This is a genomic window from Gracilibacillus alcaliphilus (assembly GCF_016909015.1).
Classification (GTDB): domain Bacteria; phylum Bacillota; class Bacilli; order Bacillales; family Amphibacillaceae; genus Gracilibacillus; species Gracilibacillus alcaliphilus.
Window position 1 is genome coordinate 18709 of sequence record NZ_JAFBFA010000032.1, and the last position, 14916, is coordinate 33624.

13 protein-coding genes are annotated in these 14916 nt (G+C 43.3%); 9 read left to right on the forward strand and 4 right to left on the reverse strand.

The annotated features are described in order from the left end of the window. Nucleotides 1-65 precede the first annotated feature (65 nt). From JOD18_RS18735 to JOD18_RS18750, 4 genes are all read left to right on the forward strand, one after another. The gene (locus JOD18_RS18735) at nt 66-1679 is read left to right on the forward strand and encodes an ABC transporter substrate-binding protein (protein ID WP_204670649.1); all 1614 of its coding nucleotides are present in this window, start codon (nt 66-68) and stop codon (nt 1677-1679) included. Between the two features lie 321 nt (nt 1680-2000). Continuing rightward, nucleotides 2001-3809 carry an ABC transporter ATP-binding protein gene (locus JOD18_RS18740; RefSeq protein WP_204670650.1) on the forward strand — a complete coding sequence of 603 codons (1809 nt, stop codon included), beginning with the start codon at nt 2001-2003 and terminating at the stop codon, nt 3807-3809. Beyond that, a complete protein-coding gene (locus JOD18_RS18745; RefSeq protein WP_204670651.1) occupies nt 3806-5557 on the forward strand; it encodes an ABC transporter ATP-binding protein in 1752 nt (583 codons plus the stop codon). The genes JOD18_RS18740 and JOD18_RS18745 overlap by 4 nt, the downstream gene beginning before the upstream one ends. Before the next feature lie 49 nt (nt 5558-5606). Continuing rightward, complete coding sequence (locus JOD18_RS18750; protein WP_204670652.1) at nt 5607-5972, forward strand: Fur family transcriptional regulator; 366 nt, start codon at nt 5607-5609, stop codon at nt 5970-5972. A 176-nt stretch (nt 5973-6148) separates the two neighbouring features. Here the strand turns inward: JOD18_RS18750 and JOD18_RS18755 are convergent, their stop codons facing one another. From JOD18_RS18755 to JOD18_RS18765, 3 genes are all read right to left on the reverse strand, one after another. After that, entirely contained in the window at nt 6149-7060 is a 912-nt protein-coding gene (locus JOD18_RS18755) for an SDR family oxidoreductase (protein WP_204670653.1), read from the reverse strand. A gap of 179 nt (nt 7061-7239) precedes the next feature. Further along, complete coding sequence (locus tag JOD18_RS18760) at nt 7240-7599, reverse strand: PH domain-containing protein (protein ID WP_204670654.1); 360 nt, start codon at nt 7597-7599, stop codon at nt 7240-7242. Nucleotides 7600-7601: 2 nt separating this feature from the next. Further along, a complete protein-coding gene (locus JOD18_RS18765) occupies nt 7602-8153 on the reverse strand; it encodes a helix-turn-helix domain-containing protein (protein ID WP_204670655.1) in 552 nt (183 codons plus the stop codon). A gap of 141 nt (nt 8154-8294) precedes the next feature. On the opposite strand from JOD18_RS18765, the gene JOD18_RS18770 reads away from it, so the two are divergent. From JOD18_RS18770 to JOD18_RS18785, 4 genes are all read left to right on the forward strand, one after another. Continuing rightward, nucleotides 8295-9302, forward strand: a complete 1008-nt coding sequence (locus JOD18_RS18770) for an alpha/beta hydrolase (protein ID WP_204670656.1) — start codon at nt 8295-8297, stop codon at nt 9300-9302. 61 nt (nt 9303-9363) lie between these two features. Next, a complete protein-coding gene (locus JOD18_RS18775) occupies nt 9364-9933 on the forward strand; it encodes an alpha/beta hydrolase fold domain-containing protein (RefSeq protein WP_204670657.1) in 570 nt (189 codons plus the stop codon). Between the two features lie 367 nt (nt 9934-10300). After that, nucleotides 10301-11557: an acyltransferase gene (locus JOD18_RS18780; RefSeq protein ID WP_204670658.1), complete on the forward strand. Its 1257-nt coding sequence runs from the start codon at nt 10301-10303 to the stop codon at nt 11555-11557. Nucleotides 11558-11562: 5 nt separating this feature from the next. After that, a complete protein-coding gene (locus tag JOD18_RS18785) occupies nt 11563-12222 on the forward strand; it encodes a DUF6320 domain-containing protein (protein ID WP_204670659.1) in 660 nt (219 codons plus the stop codon). Between the two features lie 484 nt (nt 12223-12706). On the opposite strand, the gene JOD18_RS18790 is transcribed toward JOD18_RS18785, so the two are convergent. Further along, nucleotides 12707-13120: a MerR family transcriptional regulator gene (locus JOD18_RS18790; RefSeq protein ID WP_204670660.1), complete on the reverse strand. Its 414-nt coding sequence runs from the start codon at nt 13118-13120 to the stop codon at nt 12707-12709. Between the two features lie 768 nt (nt 13121-13888). Between JOD18_RS18790 and JOD18_RS18795 the strand changes: the two genes are divergently transcribed. Continuing rightward, entirely contained in the window at nt 13889-14533 is a 645-nt protein-coding gene (locus JOD18_RS18795; protein WP_204670661.1) for a hypothetical protein, read from the forward strand. Nucleotides 14534-14916: the final 383 nt, after the last annotated feature.

A 14916-nucleotide genomic window follows, 5' to 3' on the forward strand; every position in this document is an offset into this window, starting at 1 on the left:
GGTTCTTAGCGAGAGTATCTAACATCGATCAATGTTGAATTCTGGAAAAAAGGAGATGAATTGAAGTGAAGAAGACAATTGTTATAGTTACAACCATGACTTTGCTTTTTGCTGCCTTAACAGCCTGTTCTCAAACGGACAGCAGTGTCTCCCAAGGGGAAGTTACACTAACGGAAAGTTGGAATTTTTCAGGTGGTTTTTATCCTATAGAAACCTTGACAGTAAATACCAATCATGGTCCCATGCATTACATGGTCAATTTTTATGAAACGCTGGTCAATTACGAAGATGGAGAAATAGTTCCTGGCCTTGCAGAATCCTGGGATATTTCTGGAGACGGCTTGGTCTATACGTTTCATCTAAGAGAAAATGTGAAATTTTCCGACGGTTCGGATTTTGATGCTGAGGCAGTCAAACGAAATTTGGAGGTCATTCCGGGAAATCTTGGATCGATGAAAGGGAGTTTGGGAGTGGTGCCTAAACTGTTGGATGAAATCGTTGTAATCGATCCCCATACGGTGGAAGTGCGTCTCACTGCTCCGTACTATGGAGCTTTAAAAGATTTTACATTACAAAATCCGATGGCGATGGTTTCTCCAAATGCGCTCAATGAGGATGGCTCACCAGGAAAGGTGTTCAAAACAGCTACGTTTGGCACAGGTCCTTACATGTATGAAGGGAAGACAGATGGTACCACGTACACTTTTATTAAAAATCCGCATTATTGGGGTGACGAGCCTGAGGTCGAGCGTTTTTATGTTAAAGTGATTCCAGATAATGATACCAAGCTTTTGGCGCTTCGCAATGGAGAGGTGGACATCCTTGTAGGAACCAGACAAATGTCATACGATCGCTTTAATACGATGAAAAATGCCGGCTACGGAGCTCTGATCTCCGAAGGCATAGCAAGCAATACCCGCTATCTTTCTTTTAATGTCTCCAAGACACCTTTTGATGATCGAAGCGTACGGCTGGCAGCTAGCCATGCCACCGATAAAGAAGGAATCGTTCAAAGTATATTTGCGGGTATAGAAACAAAAGCCAACAGCATATTTGATCCCGCTATGCCCTATAGCAACGTGGAGCTAGTCCCGCAGAAGCATGACTTGGAAAAAGCAAAATCGATGTTGGAACAAGCAGGATGGATAGATATGGACGGCGATGCAATCCGGGAAAAAGATGGGGTTCGATTAGAGGGGGAAATTATTTATATCAAAGAAGATACCATGATTGATGATCTTCTCATGACTGTTTCAGGGCAATGGAAAGAGCTTGGCATGGACATCAAGCCAAAAGGTATGGAAAAAATGGCTTACCATGCGGAGATCGCCAAAATGGATTTCGACATCGCATTTTATCAGACCTACGGCTCTGCCTGGGATCCGCATACGTTAATGACCAATATGAAACCGGAATTAAGATATGGCAGTCCGGCCGCTCAAGGTCTTGCGCTTGTAGAGGATGGAAATGAACTCATCAATCGATTAAATGGGATGACGGAGGAGGCAGAAATCCAGGAAATTTATGATTTTGTTTTAAATGAAATCAATGACAACGCCAATCTGATTCCAATATCATACACAAGAGAACTGACCATATTTAACCCTGAAAAAATACAAAATTATACGTTTAATGGACAGCCGGCAGATATAGAAATAGCTGGAATCAAGCTGAAATAAATTTTTTTAGAAAAAGTATATAGTAGCTATAATCATTCGTTGTTGCTCTAGATGCGGGAAGGGTAGCGAAAATCGGCATACCGACAGAGCTGCGAAAAAAAGATGGGATTTTTTCCGTCTTTACAATCATTATGAAAGAACACAGAGCTGGCGTATCCGTCCCAATTCGTAAGGGTGAGGAATAAGCCACGTAAAATGAAACAACGCAAGAAAATAGAAACTTAAGTAATTTTGCAGTTTGAGTATATAGCAGGTATACACTCTCTTTACTCATATTTTAAATGCTAATACAGCTGCAATAGACAGGAGGAAGAAATACAAATGGGTAATAATCATGCGCATAGTCATCATGAAACAGATGTGACGCCTGATATCAGTGAAGGAGGTAAAGAGCATCTTGCGAAATCGGATGCCTTATGGCGTTTGCTGCGCCCGGTTCGCATCAAGCTTTTATTTTGTGCGATTCTGTCGGCGCTAGGAGCTGCCGCTGGGTTTGCCCCCTATATTGCGGTGGCGGAGATCGCCCGCAACATGCTGGGTTCACAGGAGGTCGACGGAAATACTATTTGGATGTGGGTGATCATTGGAGCAATTGGCGCATGCCTGCGCTTGCTGCTTGTTTTTGCCTCATCCCGGCTGGGGCATTATGCCGATGCAGAATTGCTTCATGACGTCAGAGTTCGTATTGTAAGCAAATTGGGTGTTCTTCCGCTTGGATGGTTTCGAGACAGTGGTTCGGGAGCTATTAAAAAGCGGATGACCAACGACTTGGAAGAAATGCACCAGCTTATTGCCCATGCTCTTGGTGAATTAGTCGGAGCTGGTGTGGCGATGATCGTCGGATTTACTTATTTGCTCATGATCGATTGGCAAATGAGCCTGATTACAATGGCTGTACTTCTCGTTATGGTGGTGTGCTACCGGATCGCGATGCGTTCCGTGACCACTCATATGTCCCGTCTTTTGGCTGCAGAAGGTCGCATTAGCGCTGCCAGTGTGGAGTATGCCGATGGTATTTCGGTAGTAAAAACTTTTGGTACAGGAGGACGAATCATGCAGCGCTTTGCTGCTGCGGTAAAGGAGCACACCCACGCTATGCTCGATTGGGTGACAGAAACAAAATACAGTTCCGCTGCTTCCCGTCTGTTTTCCTCAGAAATGACGGTTCTTGGAGTCGTGATGATTGCTGGGTTGGCACTTGTGGCTGCAGACAAGCTGACGATGGCCAATCTGCTTCCCTTTTTGATCATCGGTGTCGGCCTGCCTACATCGATCATGCCAGCCATTCAAGGGGGACAGGGAATAAGAAAGGGGCGTGTGGCTGCCAGCAACATTGAAGAATTGCTGAACCGGACAGCCCTGATGGAGCCGGATCAACCCAAAAAGCCTGTGGGGCACAAGGTTGAATTGGATCAAGTTTCATTCTCTTATGACGGTGTCGCTCAGGCAGTGGATGAGGTTAGTGCGGTTTGCAATCCTGGTACCGTGACCGCGCTCGTGGGTCCTTCGGGAGCCGGCAAGACAACGCTAGCAAGTTTGCTTCCCCGGTTCTACGAGGTAACGGGCGGTTCAATACGTATCGGTGAAGTAGACGTCCGTGATATGTCCTCAGACAGGCTATTGTCCTCTATGTCTCTCGTCTTTCAGGATGTTGTGCTGCTTCGCGATACGGTCACGGAAAATATCCGCATCGGTCGTCCGCAAGCGAGTGAAGAAGAGGTTCGTGAAGCGGCCAAGGCAGCCCATATTCATCATGTAATCGAAGCGCTGCCCGAAGGCTACAATACAGTCCTTGGCAGCGGAAGCGGTGGTTTGTCTGGTGGGGAAAAGCAGCGGTTGACGATCGCCCGCGCTATTCTATCTAAGGCCCCCATCGTGCTTCTTGATGAAGCGACTGCATCGCTTGACCCGGACGGAGAAACCGCTGTTCAGGCAGCTCTTGCTGAGCTCTCCGCCGGCAAAACGGTAATCGTAATTGCCCATCGGTTGCACACGATCCGAAATGCGGATCAAATTCTCGTTTTGGATCAAGGGAAATTAGCGGAGAAAGGCACACACAACGAACTGCTTGCCCGTAAAGGACTATACTCTCGCATGTGGGCAGCTCAGCAGAAAGGAGAATCCGAATGATTCGTAAACTATACCGGCTTTGGCCGGATCATGGAATATTGCTAAGGTTGGGCGCTTTGCATGCTATTCTGGCAGTTTTGCAAGGTCTGCTGCTGGGTCTGCTTGTGCCGATTTTGCGGGCATTGCTACAAATCGAGCCAGACTTTCAGGCAGCAGCTCCCTGGTTGATTGCCGGGACAATTGGTCTAATCGCTTACTGGATTTTGACCATTATCGCAACACCTGTCGGATTTTCGGCCAGCATGGACCTCGCCGCGGGTCTGCGTCACCATCTTATGAACTACGTATCTACCTTGCCCCTGGGCTGGTTCACAGACACCAACAAGGCAAGGCTCGCTCGTGCTGTGACGGCAGATTCCGGTAATGTGGCACATCTGGCTGTTGTCATTGGGGCGCCGGCTATCGTTTCCATGCTGGTTCCGCTGACAATCATTGGTGTTGTCTGGTTGATCGATTGGAGAGTGGCTCTCGTTTTCCTCGTCATCATCCCAATTGCACTCATCACGCTGCGACGTGCGGGTCGAATTGCTTCGGAATCCGATATTGAACTTGAAGAGGCTGCTGCAGAAATTGCCGGACGCGCAATTGAGTTAGGTCAAGCCCAGACAGTATTAAGGGCGGCAGGACAAGGGCGTTCAGGAAGCGCGCGCATGCGTGAAGCGCTGGATGAACATCGGGCCTCTTACCGTCGTGGGCTTCGCCGCTCCATGATACCGGATTTGACCTATACAGCGGTTGTTTTGGGTGGGTTCGTTGGGATACTGGCGCTCACCGTGCAGCAGTTACTGTCGGGATCACTCACGTTTACCGATACGCTTGTGGTGCTGGTGCTTGCTGTTCGCTTTCTGGAACCGCTTGGAAATTTGATTGAGTTAATCGGTGCGCTGCGGGCGATGGAAAATGCTGTTGTCCGTATCCAATCCATACTCGATACGCCTACGCTTCCCATGGCAGTGAATGCCTCTAATGCTTTGAATCAGGCTTCCATTGAATTTGAGGACGTAACCTTTTCATATGGTGGCACGCCTGCATTAAGAAATGTTTCGTTTCAATGCCGCCCTGGGAGCACCACGGCACTTGTCGGTCCTTCAGGTTCCGGCAAGACAACGGTCATCCGCCTTATTGCCCGCTTCTTTGATACGGATACCGGAAATGTGCGGGTGGGAGGAATCGACGTTCGCAAACTGGATCCCGCTGTTTTGTTAAATGATATAGCAATTGTGTTTCAAGAGGTGTATCTCTTTGATTCTACGATTGAAGAGAACCTGCGTCTTGCCCGCCCGGATGCTTCACGCGAACAACTGGAAAGGGCCGCTTGTGCAGCACGACTGGATGAAGTCATTGAACGGCTTCCTGAAGGCTGGAACACCCGCGTAGGCGAAGGAGGATCGCGGCTGTCCGGCGGAGAGCGTCAACGTGTTTCGATTGCTCGGGCTTTTCTGAAGCAATCCCGTATTGTGCTGATCGATGAAGCCGCGTCGGCACTCGATCCTGAAAACGAACGCGCTGTAAGCGAAGCGATCGGTCGACTGGCGCGAGATCGCGGCAGGACTGTGATTGTCATTGCCCATCGTCCGGCAACACTTGCTGCAGCAGATCAAGTTATCGCCCTTGAAGCGGGCAAGGTTGCGGAAGCTGGAAGACCGATGGAACTTCGTCAGACTAACGGGATTTTTGCTCGGCTTTACAGCCAGTATGAAAGGGCAAGAAACTGGCATATTGCCAGACATTCTGATCAGAACACTTAGATGGAGCAAAAACTGCAAACTGATTTTATACAAACAGGAGGAGAGGATCATGAGGTCGTGGATTCGAACGGCACCAGAAAATTCCATGAAGTCACAAAGGGTTTCCGAGCCACAGCCGTATAAAGAACCGCTAAAAGCAAGCATGAAGCGGGTCGGGATAAAATGGACCAAGCAACGTGCGGTCATTATAAATGTATTTGAAGCTAAAGGCGCAGGACTTATGACGGCGGAAGACGTGTTTTGGGCGGCCAAGATCAAATATCCTGCGCTGGGAATAGCCACCGTTTATCGCACGTTGGAACTGTGCGTCGAAGCGCGTTTGCTTCGGAGAGTTTTTAATGATCGAACAGCAAGATATTGCTATTGTCCTTATGATATGAAAAAAAGTTGTTCAGCATCATATTGCAGACACTGATAGATTGGAAGGGGCTTTGATGAGAAGCCCCTTATTGCTGCCTTTGTTTATTTGGGATTAAGGCATTCCATCCCATTCAAGTATTTCTGCAACGCTTTCGGAATCCGGATGTGCCGTCTTCCTGCTGATGATTCTCCAGTAGTGTCTTAGACTGCTCGATGTAGTCAAGGATAAATTTACCGGTACCCCTTAGCATCTGCCGGCTTGCCTGCATCCTGAACTTCGACAATGTAACGCCAAGCATCCGGCCGTGAGCCGTCGAGATCCGTTATCCCATATTCATTTGCAAGCTCACCGCTTGAGGTGGATTGTCCATTCCAGCGCGCGAGGTCAGGGTCATTAGCCAATGCTACAATCCCGCGACCAATAAAGCGAGGTGTTTCGGAAATGATGAAATGTGGTTCGCGGACGAGCGCATCTCTCCAGTTTGTTTCAGTTACGCCGTATTCCTCCAGCATGATTTCGGAGCGTAGCCAGCCTGGCGATACGGATAGGACAGTTCCTTGGTAGGGGGCGAGTTCATGTGCCAAAGACTTGGCCATTCGTATGACAGAGTTCTTCGCCAAATCGTAGAATAACGACAACCTGTAGTTTGTTTCATTATAGGCTTTCGTGCCGTCCGTGACTTCCACAACGAGTCCATTGGGTTTACGGATTAGCAGCGGCAGCGCGTAGTGGCTTGTAATTATATGGGTGTCTATGGCCAGATGTAGCATGCGCAACCCGTTTTCCAACGAATGTTCCCACACCGGGACATTCCACTCCACCATATATTCACCACCCCAGATATCGTTGACCAAAATGTCTAGTTGACCTTGCTCGCGTTCAATTCGTGCAATTAAAGCTTGAACCTGAACAGGATCGAGGTGATCGACTTGTACCGCAATTCCGGTGCCGCCTGCCTGTTCAACCAGTTCGGCGGTTTCTTCAATCGTTTCCGGCCGGTTGTATTCAGAGCGTCTCGTCCGTGTTGTACGTCCGGTGACGTAGACGGTTGCACCTGCTGCCCCTAATTCAATGGCAATGCCTCTGCCTGCGCCCCGGGTTCCTCCAGCTACCAAAGCCACTTTCCCTGATAAAAGCTTCATAATTTGTTACCTCTCTTTCGCTCGTGCTTAATTTCATCATAAAGGTTAACTAATCTTTAGGTTTTAGTAGTTCTTTGTACTTTTATTATCATGAATGTAAAACCCCTTTCGATTGTTGTAATAAAAGTATAGCATGCTAACGATTTTTATATTTCTTCTATATTGCTACAAGCGAGGAATCACTCCTTAAATTGACAATGAGTCATCAACTGCTGCTTGATTTGCTCAGGCTGCTCTGTTTCCACAACAATGCGCTGGTACATAGATGAAGGGGCCAATTCGAGGGTCACGACAGAATCTCGTTTCGAGTAAGCCATGAAGGTACGTTTTCCATTATGGAAGAAGCGTCCTGTCCTGTAAAAGGGTAGGGAGACACCGCCAGTAGGCAGTGCGGTGACGCGTTCATGAAACCCCCCTGCCTCCACAGACATGATTGCAGAATAAGGAATTGTCAGTTTGCGCTTGAGACCTGTAATAGCTACTAACCCGGAAAACGTTAAGACGACTTCATTAGAATCAAAATAAAATTGAATATTCATCGTTACTCTCCTTTACTTGTTGGTTTTTGAAATTGCGGAATCATCATGGAAGCAAACAGACGCGTTTTACGCTCAGAAGTGGGCTTATTCGACGCAACTTTGTCCAGTAATTCATTGATGGCTACAACAAAAGAGGCAAACTCTTCATCCGTCATATGAAGTGGAGCATTCCAGTAGCCAAATCCATCTGCCTCGTATTGCGTTGCTGGTGTTTTACTTAAATATGCGGTTGCTTGTTGCAGCAGATTCGCATGGAAGATGGAGAAGTACCGCATATGGTCCTCTTGGGAGGCGGAATATACTTCGCTTTGCGAAATGGATAAGTTTTCTTTCACAGCGGCATAGACGCGTTCTTCTTGTCCGTGTATTTTGTTAACTTGGACGACTTCAATCAAATGGGACTCCAACATGAGTTTCATATGGCGGTATAAGGTCGCTTGCGGCACATCACCAAGCGCTTCCACCAATTGCAAAATTGTCTGAGGCTCGCCCGCAAGCAGTTGTTGAATAATCCTCATGCGTACGGGATGGAGAAGTAAATCGGTTTTTTTCACAGAAATCACCTCTTCGTTTATAGAATTGCTTGATTTACTATTATTATTTTGTATAATAATAATAGCATAAAAGATTTTTTATTGCAAATTAACTTCGTTCCATAGAAGAACAGACAACAAAAGAAAGTAGGGTTGAAGAACATGACACTAGAACAAAAGAAGACAAGGTTGATGAAGAAACGGTGGGCTAAAGTATTGTTGTTTATCGTGTTGTTGCTTATCGTGTCAGGTAGCGCAAGTTCCATCTACCACCATCAAAGTTTAAAGGAGGAAGAGATTCAATATCCGCCATTGGGTACAATGGTGGAGGTTGAAGGAAAACAAATGCATGTTTACTCGCAAGGTGAAGGAGATATTACCATTGTGATGGCTTCGGGGCATGGTACGGAAAATCCTTATGTGGATTTCTATCCGCTGCATGAAAAACTCTCTGAACAGGCTAGAGTGGTCATTTATGATCGATTTGGTTATGGCTGGAGTGATCAAACATCAGTTTCAAGGGATGTTGACACCATTACGAGAGAATTACACACTTTATTGCATGAGAGTGGGGAGAAGGGACCTTATCTTTTCGTTGCACACTCGATTGCCTCTCTGGAAGCTATTCGCTTTGCCCAAACACATCCGGATGAAGTCGTAGGTATCATTCTGCTTGATGCTGGCAATCCAACTTTTTACGAGACCTATAAGACACCCTCCAAAGCAATGCAGAAGTTCATGCAGATGTTGAAAACCAGTGGGGTTCTACGTATTCTGTCTCAGGTTGATTCTGTTGCAGATACCTTGCTGGAACCGGAAGAGGGTTACGGGGAACATATACCTGAACCACTCAAAAATATGCAGCTTGCGATGTTACTAAAGAATTTCTCGAATGACACAACCATTGATGAAATGTTGCATCTTCAGTCAAATGCTAAAAAAGTGGTCGACGGAGGTAAGCTTGGGGATCTACCTCTAATTTGGTTCACATCGGGAAGCAATCAGCAAGCAATCAAGGGGTGGTCCGAGTCTCAGGAAGCGTTGGCAGAATGGTCTACAAACAACAAACAAGTAATTTTAGACAGTGCGGGACATTATGTGCATCACCATGAACCGGGACTAATTATCGAGGAAATTTCGAAGCTAACAAAATCTTTGCTTCAAAATTGAATGCAAAAGATCGCTGAACTGAGACAGGGGTCGGGGGACAATTTAAATAGGATTGACCATAGTGTTGTTCGAGGCTGCAACACCGCTCTTGCAAGTTACTAGATCTAATGTTCGACGTATCGTAATTTATGAATGGATTTTAGAGACAGCGGATAAGGAAAATATTATCTTGAAGGGGGATTCTGCTGGAGGAGGCTTTGCATTAGCCTTAGCACAATTGCTCTTGGAAAAAGAATTACCACAGCCAAGACATATCATTTTACTTTCACCTTGGCTTGATATTACGATGGAAAATCTAGATGCATATGCATTAGAACAGAAAGATCCCATGTTAGGCATTTATGGTTTAATTCAAACGGGAGCAGCATACGCAGGGTATACGGATCCAAATAATTATTTACTCATTCCGATAAATGGAGAGACAAATGGCTTGAGGGAGATTACGTTATTCATAGGAACACATGAAGCTTTTTTGCCAGATGCTAGAAAGTTCAGAGATAGGCTTACATCACAAGGAGTTAACATGAATTATTTTGAATATCCGAAAATGAATCATATTTTTGTGCTTTATCCTATTCCTGAGGCAAAAAAGTCGACCAAAGAAATAGTGTATATCATCAACCATACGTAAAATGTTTAGTCCTTACTGTCCTATCTTATTTTTTGAAAGTTCGCAAAATCACTATTCCATCTGTTATCCGACTGTTCTTCTGTTGATAAGATAATAAAGTTTGATAAAAGAATACATTTTGTTAAAGTATAAGTGGCAACATTAATATATATTTAGATTTATCCTGGTGCAATCGTCCGTAAGTTCCTATCTCTTTAGAACTGTAGAGAGATCAAAGCAGTCGAAGTGGGGGATAAAGGACGCTAACTCCCCGGTAAGTCTTGCTAGCCATCAGTGGGGAAAAAAATCCCCATTGATGGTAGTCTCGTTTTATTTTAGGGTACAATAATATACAAGCAAAACTCTTACATGCAGGGGTGTTTGACAGATGGATGAATGGTACAAACTTGATAATGCAGGAAAGATGTTTCACGCTGTATCGGAACAAGCAAATTCTTCTGTTTTCCGAATAGCTGTAGTGATGAAGGAAATAATACAGCCAGATCAACTTCAACTTGCGTTGGACGATGTTCTGAAACGCCTTCCTATGTTTGCGGTAAAGCTTCGTAAAGGTGTTTTCTGGGATTTCCTTGTAGAGAATAACGCAAAGCTTTTTGTTCAGCCTGAAAGTCAATATCCATGTGCACCAATGGACCCCTTAGAAACAAATGGCTTCTTACTGCGTGTTATTTATTATCGAAAACGGATCGCTGTGGAATTTTTCCATTCTGTAACAGATGGGACTGGTGCTTCGGAATTTATTAAAGCATTGATTTATTATTATTTGACCCATTTAGGAAAAGACGTGAATCATGAAAGTGCATTGATTGATATTCATAGTGAGTCTAGTTATTATGAAAGAGATGATAGTTATCAAAACTATGTAACAGATGAAAAACCAGCCAAATTTAAAGAAGCGTCCTCCTATCAAATTCGAGGTGGAGCAATAGATCAAACGATTGTCATTCATGGGAAAATGAGTGCAGAGAAGGTACATCAGCTTGCTAAAAGGTACGGAACGACGATTACTGTTTTTATTTCAGCACTTCTCATTGCAGCTATTTACAAAGAAAGATTGAAATATCGGGCAAACCAAGAAGAAATAAAAATTGCTATTCCCGTGAACTTGAGGAAAATTTTCCCTTCAAATACGCTGCGTAATTTTTTTGGAGTGGTAAATGTCGGCATGGCAGTTACTGAAACGACAAAGATAGAAGACATTATTTCAGAAGTAGCAACGCAATTACAAGAGAAAGTACAAAAAGAAAACTTACAGCAGAGTATTAATGATCGAGTGAAATGGCAAACAAGATTGACAGCAAGATTCATCCCGCTTCCACTTAAATACCGTGCCATCCGTTATGGATATAGGAGCTTTAGTGAACGCACCAAAGCAATGACGATGACAAATGTAGGTAAAGTACAGCTACCTGAATCAATGGAGTTACACATCTCCCATATGGAAATGATTTTGTACCCGACAGAGAAGAGCCCAATCAATGGAGCGATGATCGCGATAGGTGATAAACTCGTCCTCACATTTTCCAGAATAATACAGGAAGCGGATATTATCCGTACTTTCTTCAGAGAGCTTGCCAAGACATATCATTTGGAGATAGAGGTGTACTCCAACGACAGTAGGTGAAAACAATGCAGCATTATTGTTCAAAGTGCCTTATCTATACAAAACAACCATATTGTCCATTGTGTAAACACAAACTTTCTGAGGAATTAGAAGAATACGTATATTATCCTGTTTATGAAACCAAGGTCCAACGGCGTGGCTTTACACAGCGACTCGTCTTTTTTATTGCTATTTTTGTTATCAGTACATGCTTATTGATCAATTTATTAACGGAACCAAATCAATTATGGTTCTTGTATGTGTTAGGTCCCGTATTATATGGGTTACTATTGATTAATCATACGATACTCTCTAAAGCACACACTGGTTCTAAGGTGATTTTTCAAGTGATTGCCCTTTCAATTATGCTTTTTATCCTGGATGCGGCATCAGGGAGTTCGAAATGGTCGATTCATTACGTGATTCCCTTTCTTGTTACACTGGCTACCTTGTTTGTAACCATGATCGTATTGCGAAAACCAATGAAATGGCGGGAATACATCGGGTATATGACAACAATGGTTATTTTAGGCTTTCTGCCTGTTATTCTTTTTCTCAGCTCCTGGTCAACGGTGTTATGGCCAAGCGCTGCAACCGCCTTATATGCTCTGCTAACACTAATTGGGATGATTCTGTTTTCAGAAAAGACCATGAAGAATGAAATTGTCCGGAGGTTTCATTTCTAACTGAAAGAATATGTGTTGAAGCAGTAGAATCATGATTAAAATGCCCCTATAGATAGACTTTTTTAGTGTCTATTCTATAGGGGCATTTTTAAACTGATTGGCTGTATTTCTTCGAGATCAATCGTTGCAGGAAGAAAGCCTTTGAAATGCTTATTCTTTATCAAATAAATGGTCGCCTCGTTGCATGCCAGCTAAATATCTAGTTACAGCAAGGATAAGCGTCTCTTGTGAAATCGATCCAGATAAATAGTCATTGCAGCACTTGGGCACCACGATTGGAACTGGTATAGCAGGAGTGGTCATCGCCCAAATGGGGACAGAGTAGATTTTACTCGTCGGGGGCGTTTCCTTAGTGATCGCCTTTATATGTATTATACTTCGAAACAGGTGTATTCCGCTGCCCCTGATGTATCAGTTTTTGAGCTGTAGAAAGATAAATAAAATCATCTGTATATCACAGTCGTGACGTACAGATGATTGACTATTACTCAAACACGGTATTGCCGATTTTCTTGTGCTGATGAATATCTTCTGTTCCAGCCTCCACTGCCACTTGATAGTAGTTACATTTATGTTCAATAACGTCCAGTGTCTTTTTTAGTTCTTTCATCTGTGTCTCTACTGCGCTTCTTTGTTTCAAGAACAGGTCATATCGTTGTTGCAGGGTGGAATCTCCATCAGAACACCATTCAATAAAGGTCTTGATATCTTTGATCGTCATACCGCTAGCTTTCAAACATTGAATAATGTTTAATAAGTCGATATCGGAATCCTTAAACACCCTTGTTCCATTAGCGGTACGTTCAACAAAAGGGATTAATCCCTCTCTATCGTAATAACGAATCGTGTGTATCGTCAGATTTAATTTTTTGGCCACATCACTGATAGAATAAGTCATGTATATTTCGCTCCTTTTTGTCAGTAAAGACCTTGAGTTAACTTTATGGTTGAAACGAATTCTATCACAGTATATAGTCCGTGTCAAAATTAAGCAGAACATAGGAAATAGTATGGATTGAGAGGAGTTGCAATAAGAAAAGTTAGTCTTCCAATAGCAGATTATAGTGTAAGAAAAAAGATAAGGAGTTAAAAAGTCTGAAATTAATTGCAAGAAAACAAATATATAAAATGAAGCCATCATAGATTACTGGTTGGGGAATTATGGGATGTTGCGATTATTAAGGAACAGTTTCCAAGAATGGTGTCAGAGAAAATCCAATGAAAATGAAATAAGGATTCGCCAAGAGAATAGATGCTGGTGAATCCTTTCATGTAAAAGACGATTTATTTACAGGTTTAATTTGCTGACTATAGGGAATGAAAGGTTAAGAAGTGACATATTAGTATACAGTCTCTATGGGAACAGACAAGTTCTTGTAAAATGTTAGTGCAATAAGATACTTCTATCCAAACTTTAAAAATTTGGCCGAAATAAGGATGACGATGGGGGAATTCAGTTCATTTTTCATCTCCCTTAATAAGGCTTAATCAAACAGATTAGAATTGTTAATGACCATACCTAGGCTATTACGCTTCTTGAATTTCAAGAGGAGGGTCTTACGGACGATTAGCATTATGATAAAAAAATCCTATTGTCAAATGAGCTACAATCTGTTTATGATAATAAAAAACTCCTCTATATTGGAGATTAATGAAGGAGTACATTATGCTAACTGATGAAATACTTTCTACCCTATTTATTGTTGGAGGGTTCACTGCTCTCTTGCTTGTTATTTTTCTTATCAGCAAAATACCTGGCTCGGGGCTTATTTTTCGCCTGATACGAAGACTGTTCTTGATTCTTTGGGGAATCGTTGTGCTCTGTCTCACCTTTTTCATGTTTTTTATGGTTGGTTATATGGTCATTGTATTCTTTACGTTTAACGGAAGTGAAGAAGGGATTTTGTTCCAAGGTGAGCCAGTTAATTTCTTAATTGGTGACAATGCAAAATATGCAGCATATTTCATCATGCTTTACGCAGGGTTTTGTATGGTGTTTGTTTATGTTATTTCTTTTATACTGTCGCTTGGCCGAAAAACTACCCGCACAGGCAGAAGCTTTCATGCCGAAGCAGTTTTAGTGATTATGCTTGTATTGGTGTTTACGGTTTTCCCTGCTGTTGTCGAAGCAGTACTACCGGACTTTGAAGTAGGGCAGTATGGAAGATATGCACTCGGGGTCGTGCCAATCACTATGTATATTCAAGGACAAATAAAAAATGTCCGGGAACGTCGTGGTCATGGTCGCTATCTTTCTCAAAAGGAACAATTCTATCAGGATCTGGATGAAAAAGAACCCAACAGGTTTTAAAATAGGTATAGACAAACAAAGCCATCTGAGGCTGTTGCACAATGGAACTACATGGTGTGACAGTCTCTCTTTTTAAGCGCATGACTTATTCTTTTCAAATCCTAAGGTGTGAGCTTATGATCAAATGTTGAGATGATATCTTAGCTGTTTAAGCTTTAAGGAGTTGACTTTCGCTATGAGGCCGGGGTATCTTAACTTATCAAGCCCCAAAGAGCCATCTTTTAAACCAGATGCTAAGGCTATTCTTTTAATGCTATTATTCTATTTGTTGAAGCCAAATTTGATAATTGAAAAAGGATGTCTTATGTAAAGGCTTTTTAGCAATAATCAAAATGAACCATCCGACAACAAAAAAGCTGCTGTAAAATGCAAGGTTGACATTT

Excerpts from the sequence above, each read along its gene's own strand:
- JOD18_RS18795 (WP_204670661.1), top strand. The coding sequence starts at position 13,889 with ATGCTAACTGATGAAATACTTTCTACCCTATTTATTGTTGGAGGGTTC.
- JOD18_RS18770 (WP_204670656.1), top strand. The coding sequence starts at position 8,295 with ATGACACTAGAACAAAAGAAGACAAGGTTGATGAAGAAACGGTGGGCT.
- JOD18_RS18760 (WP_204670654.1), bottom strand. The coding sequence starts at position 7,599 with ATGAATATTCAATTTTATTTTGATTCTAATGAAGTCGTCTTAACGTTT.
- JOD18_RS18740 (WP_204670650.1), top strand. The coding sequence starts at position 2,001 with ATGGGTAATAATCATGCGCATAGTCATCATGAAACAGATGTGACGCCT.
- JOD18_RS18750 (WP_204670652.1), top strand. The coding sequence starts at position 5,607 with ATGAGGTCGTGGATTCGAACGGCACCAGAAAATTCCATGAAGTCACAA.
- JOD18_RS18790 (WP_204670660.1), bottom strand. The coding sequence starts at position 13,120 with ATGACTTATTCTATCAGTGATGTGGCCAAAAAATTAAATCTGACGATA.
- JOD18_RS18785 (WP_204670659.1), top strand. The coding sequence starts at position 11,563 with ATGCAGCATTATTGTTCAAAGTGCCTTATCTATACAAAACAACCATAT.
- JOD18_RS18755 (WP_204670653.1), bottom strand. The coding sequence starts at position 7,060 with ATGAAGCTTTTATCAGGGAAAGTGGCTTTGGTAGCTGGAGGAACCCGG.
- JOD18_RS18745 (WP_204670651.1), top strand. The coding sequence starts at position 3,806 with ATGATTCGTAAACTATACCGGCTTTGGCCGGATCATGGAATATTGCTA.
- JOD18_RS18780 (WP_204670658.1), top strand. The coding sequence starts at position 10,301 with ATGGATGAATGGTACAAACTTGATAATGCAGGAAAGATGTTTCACGCT.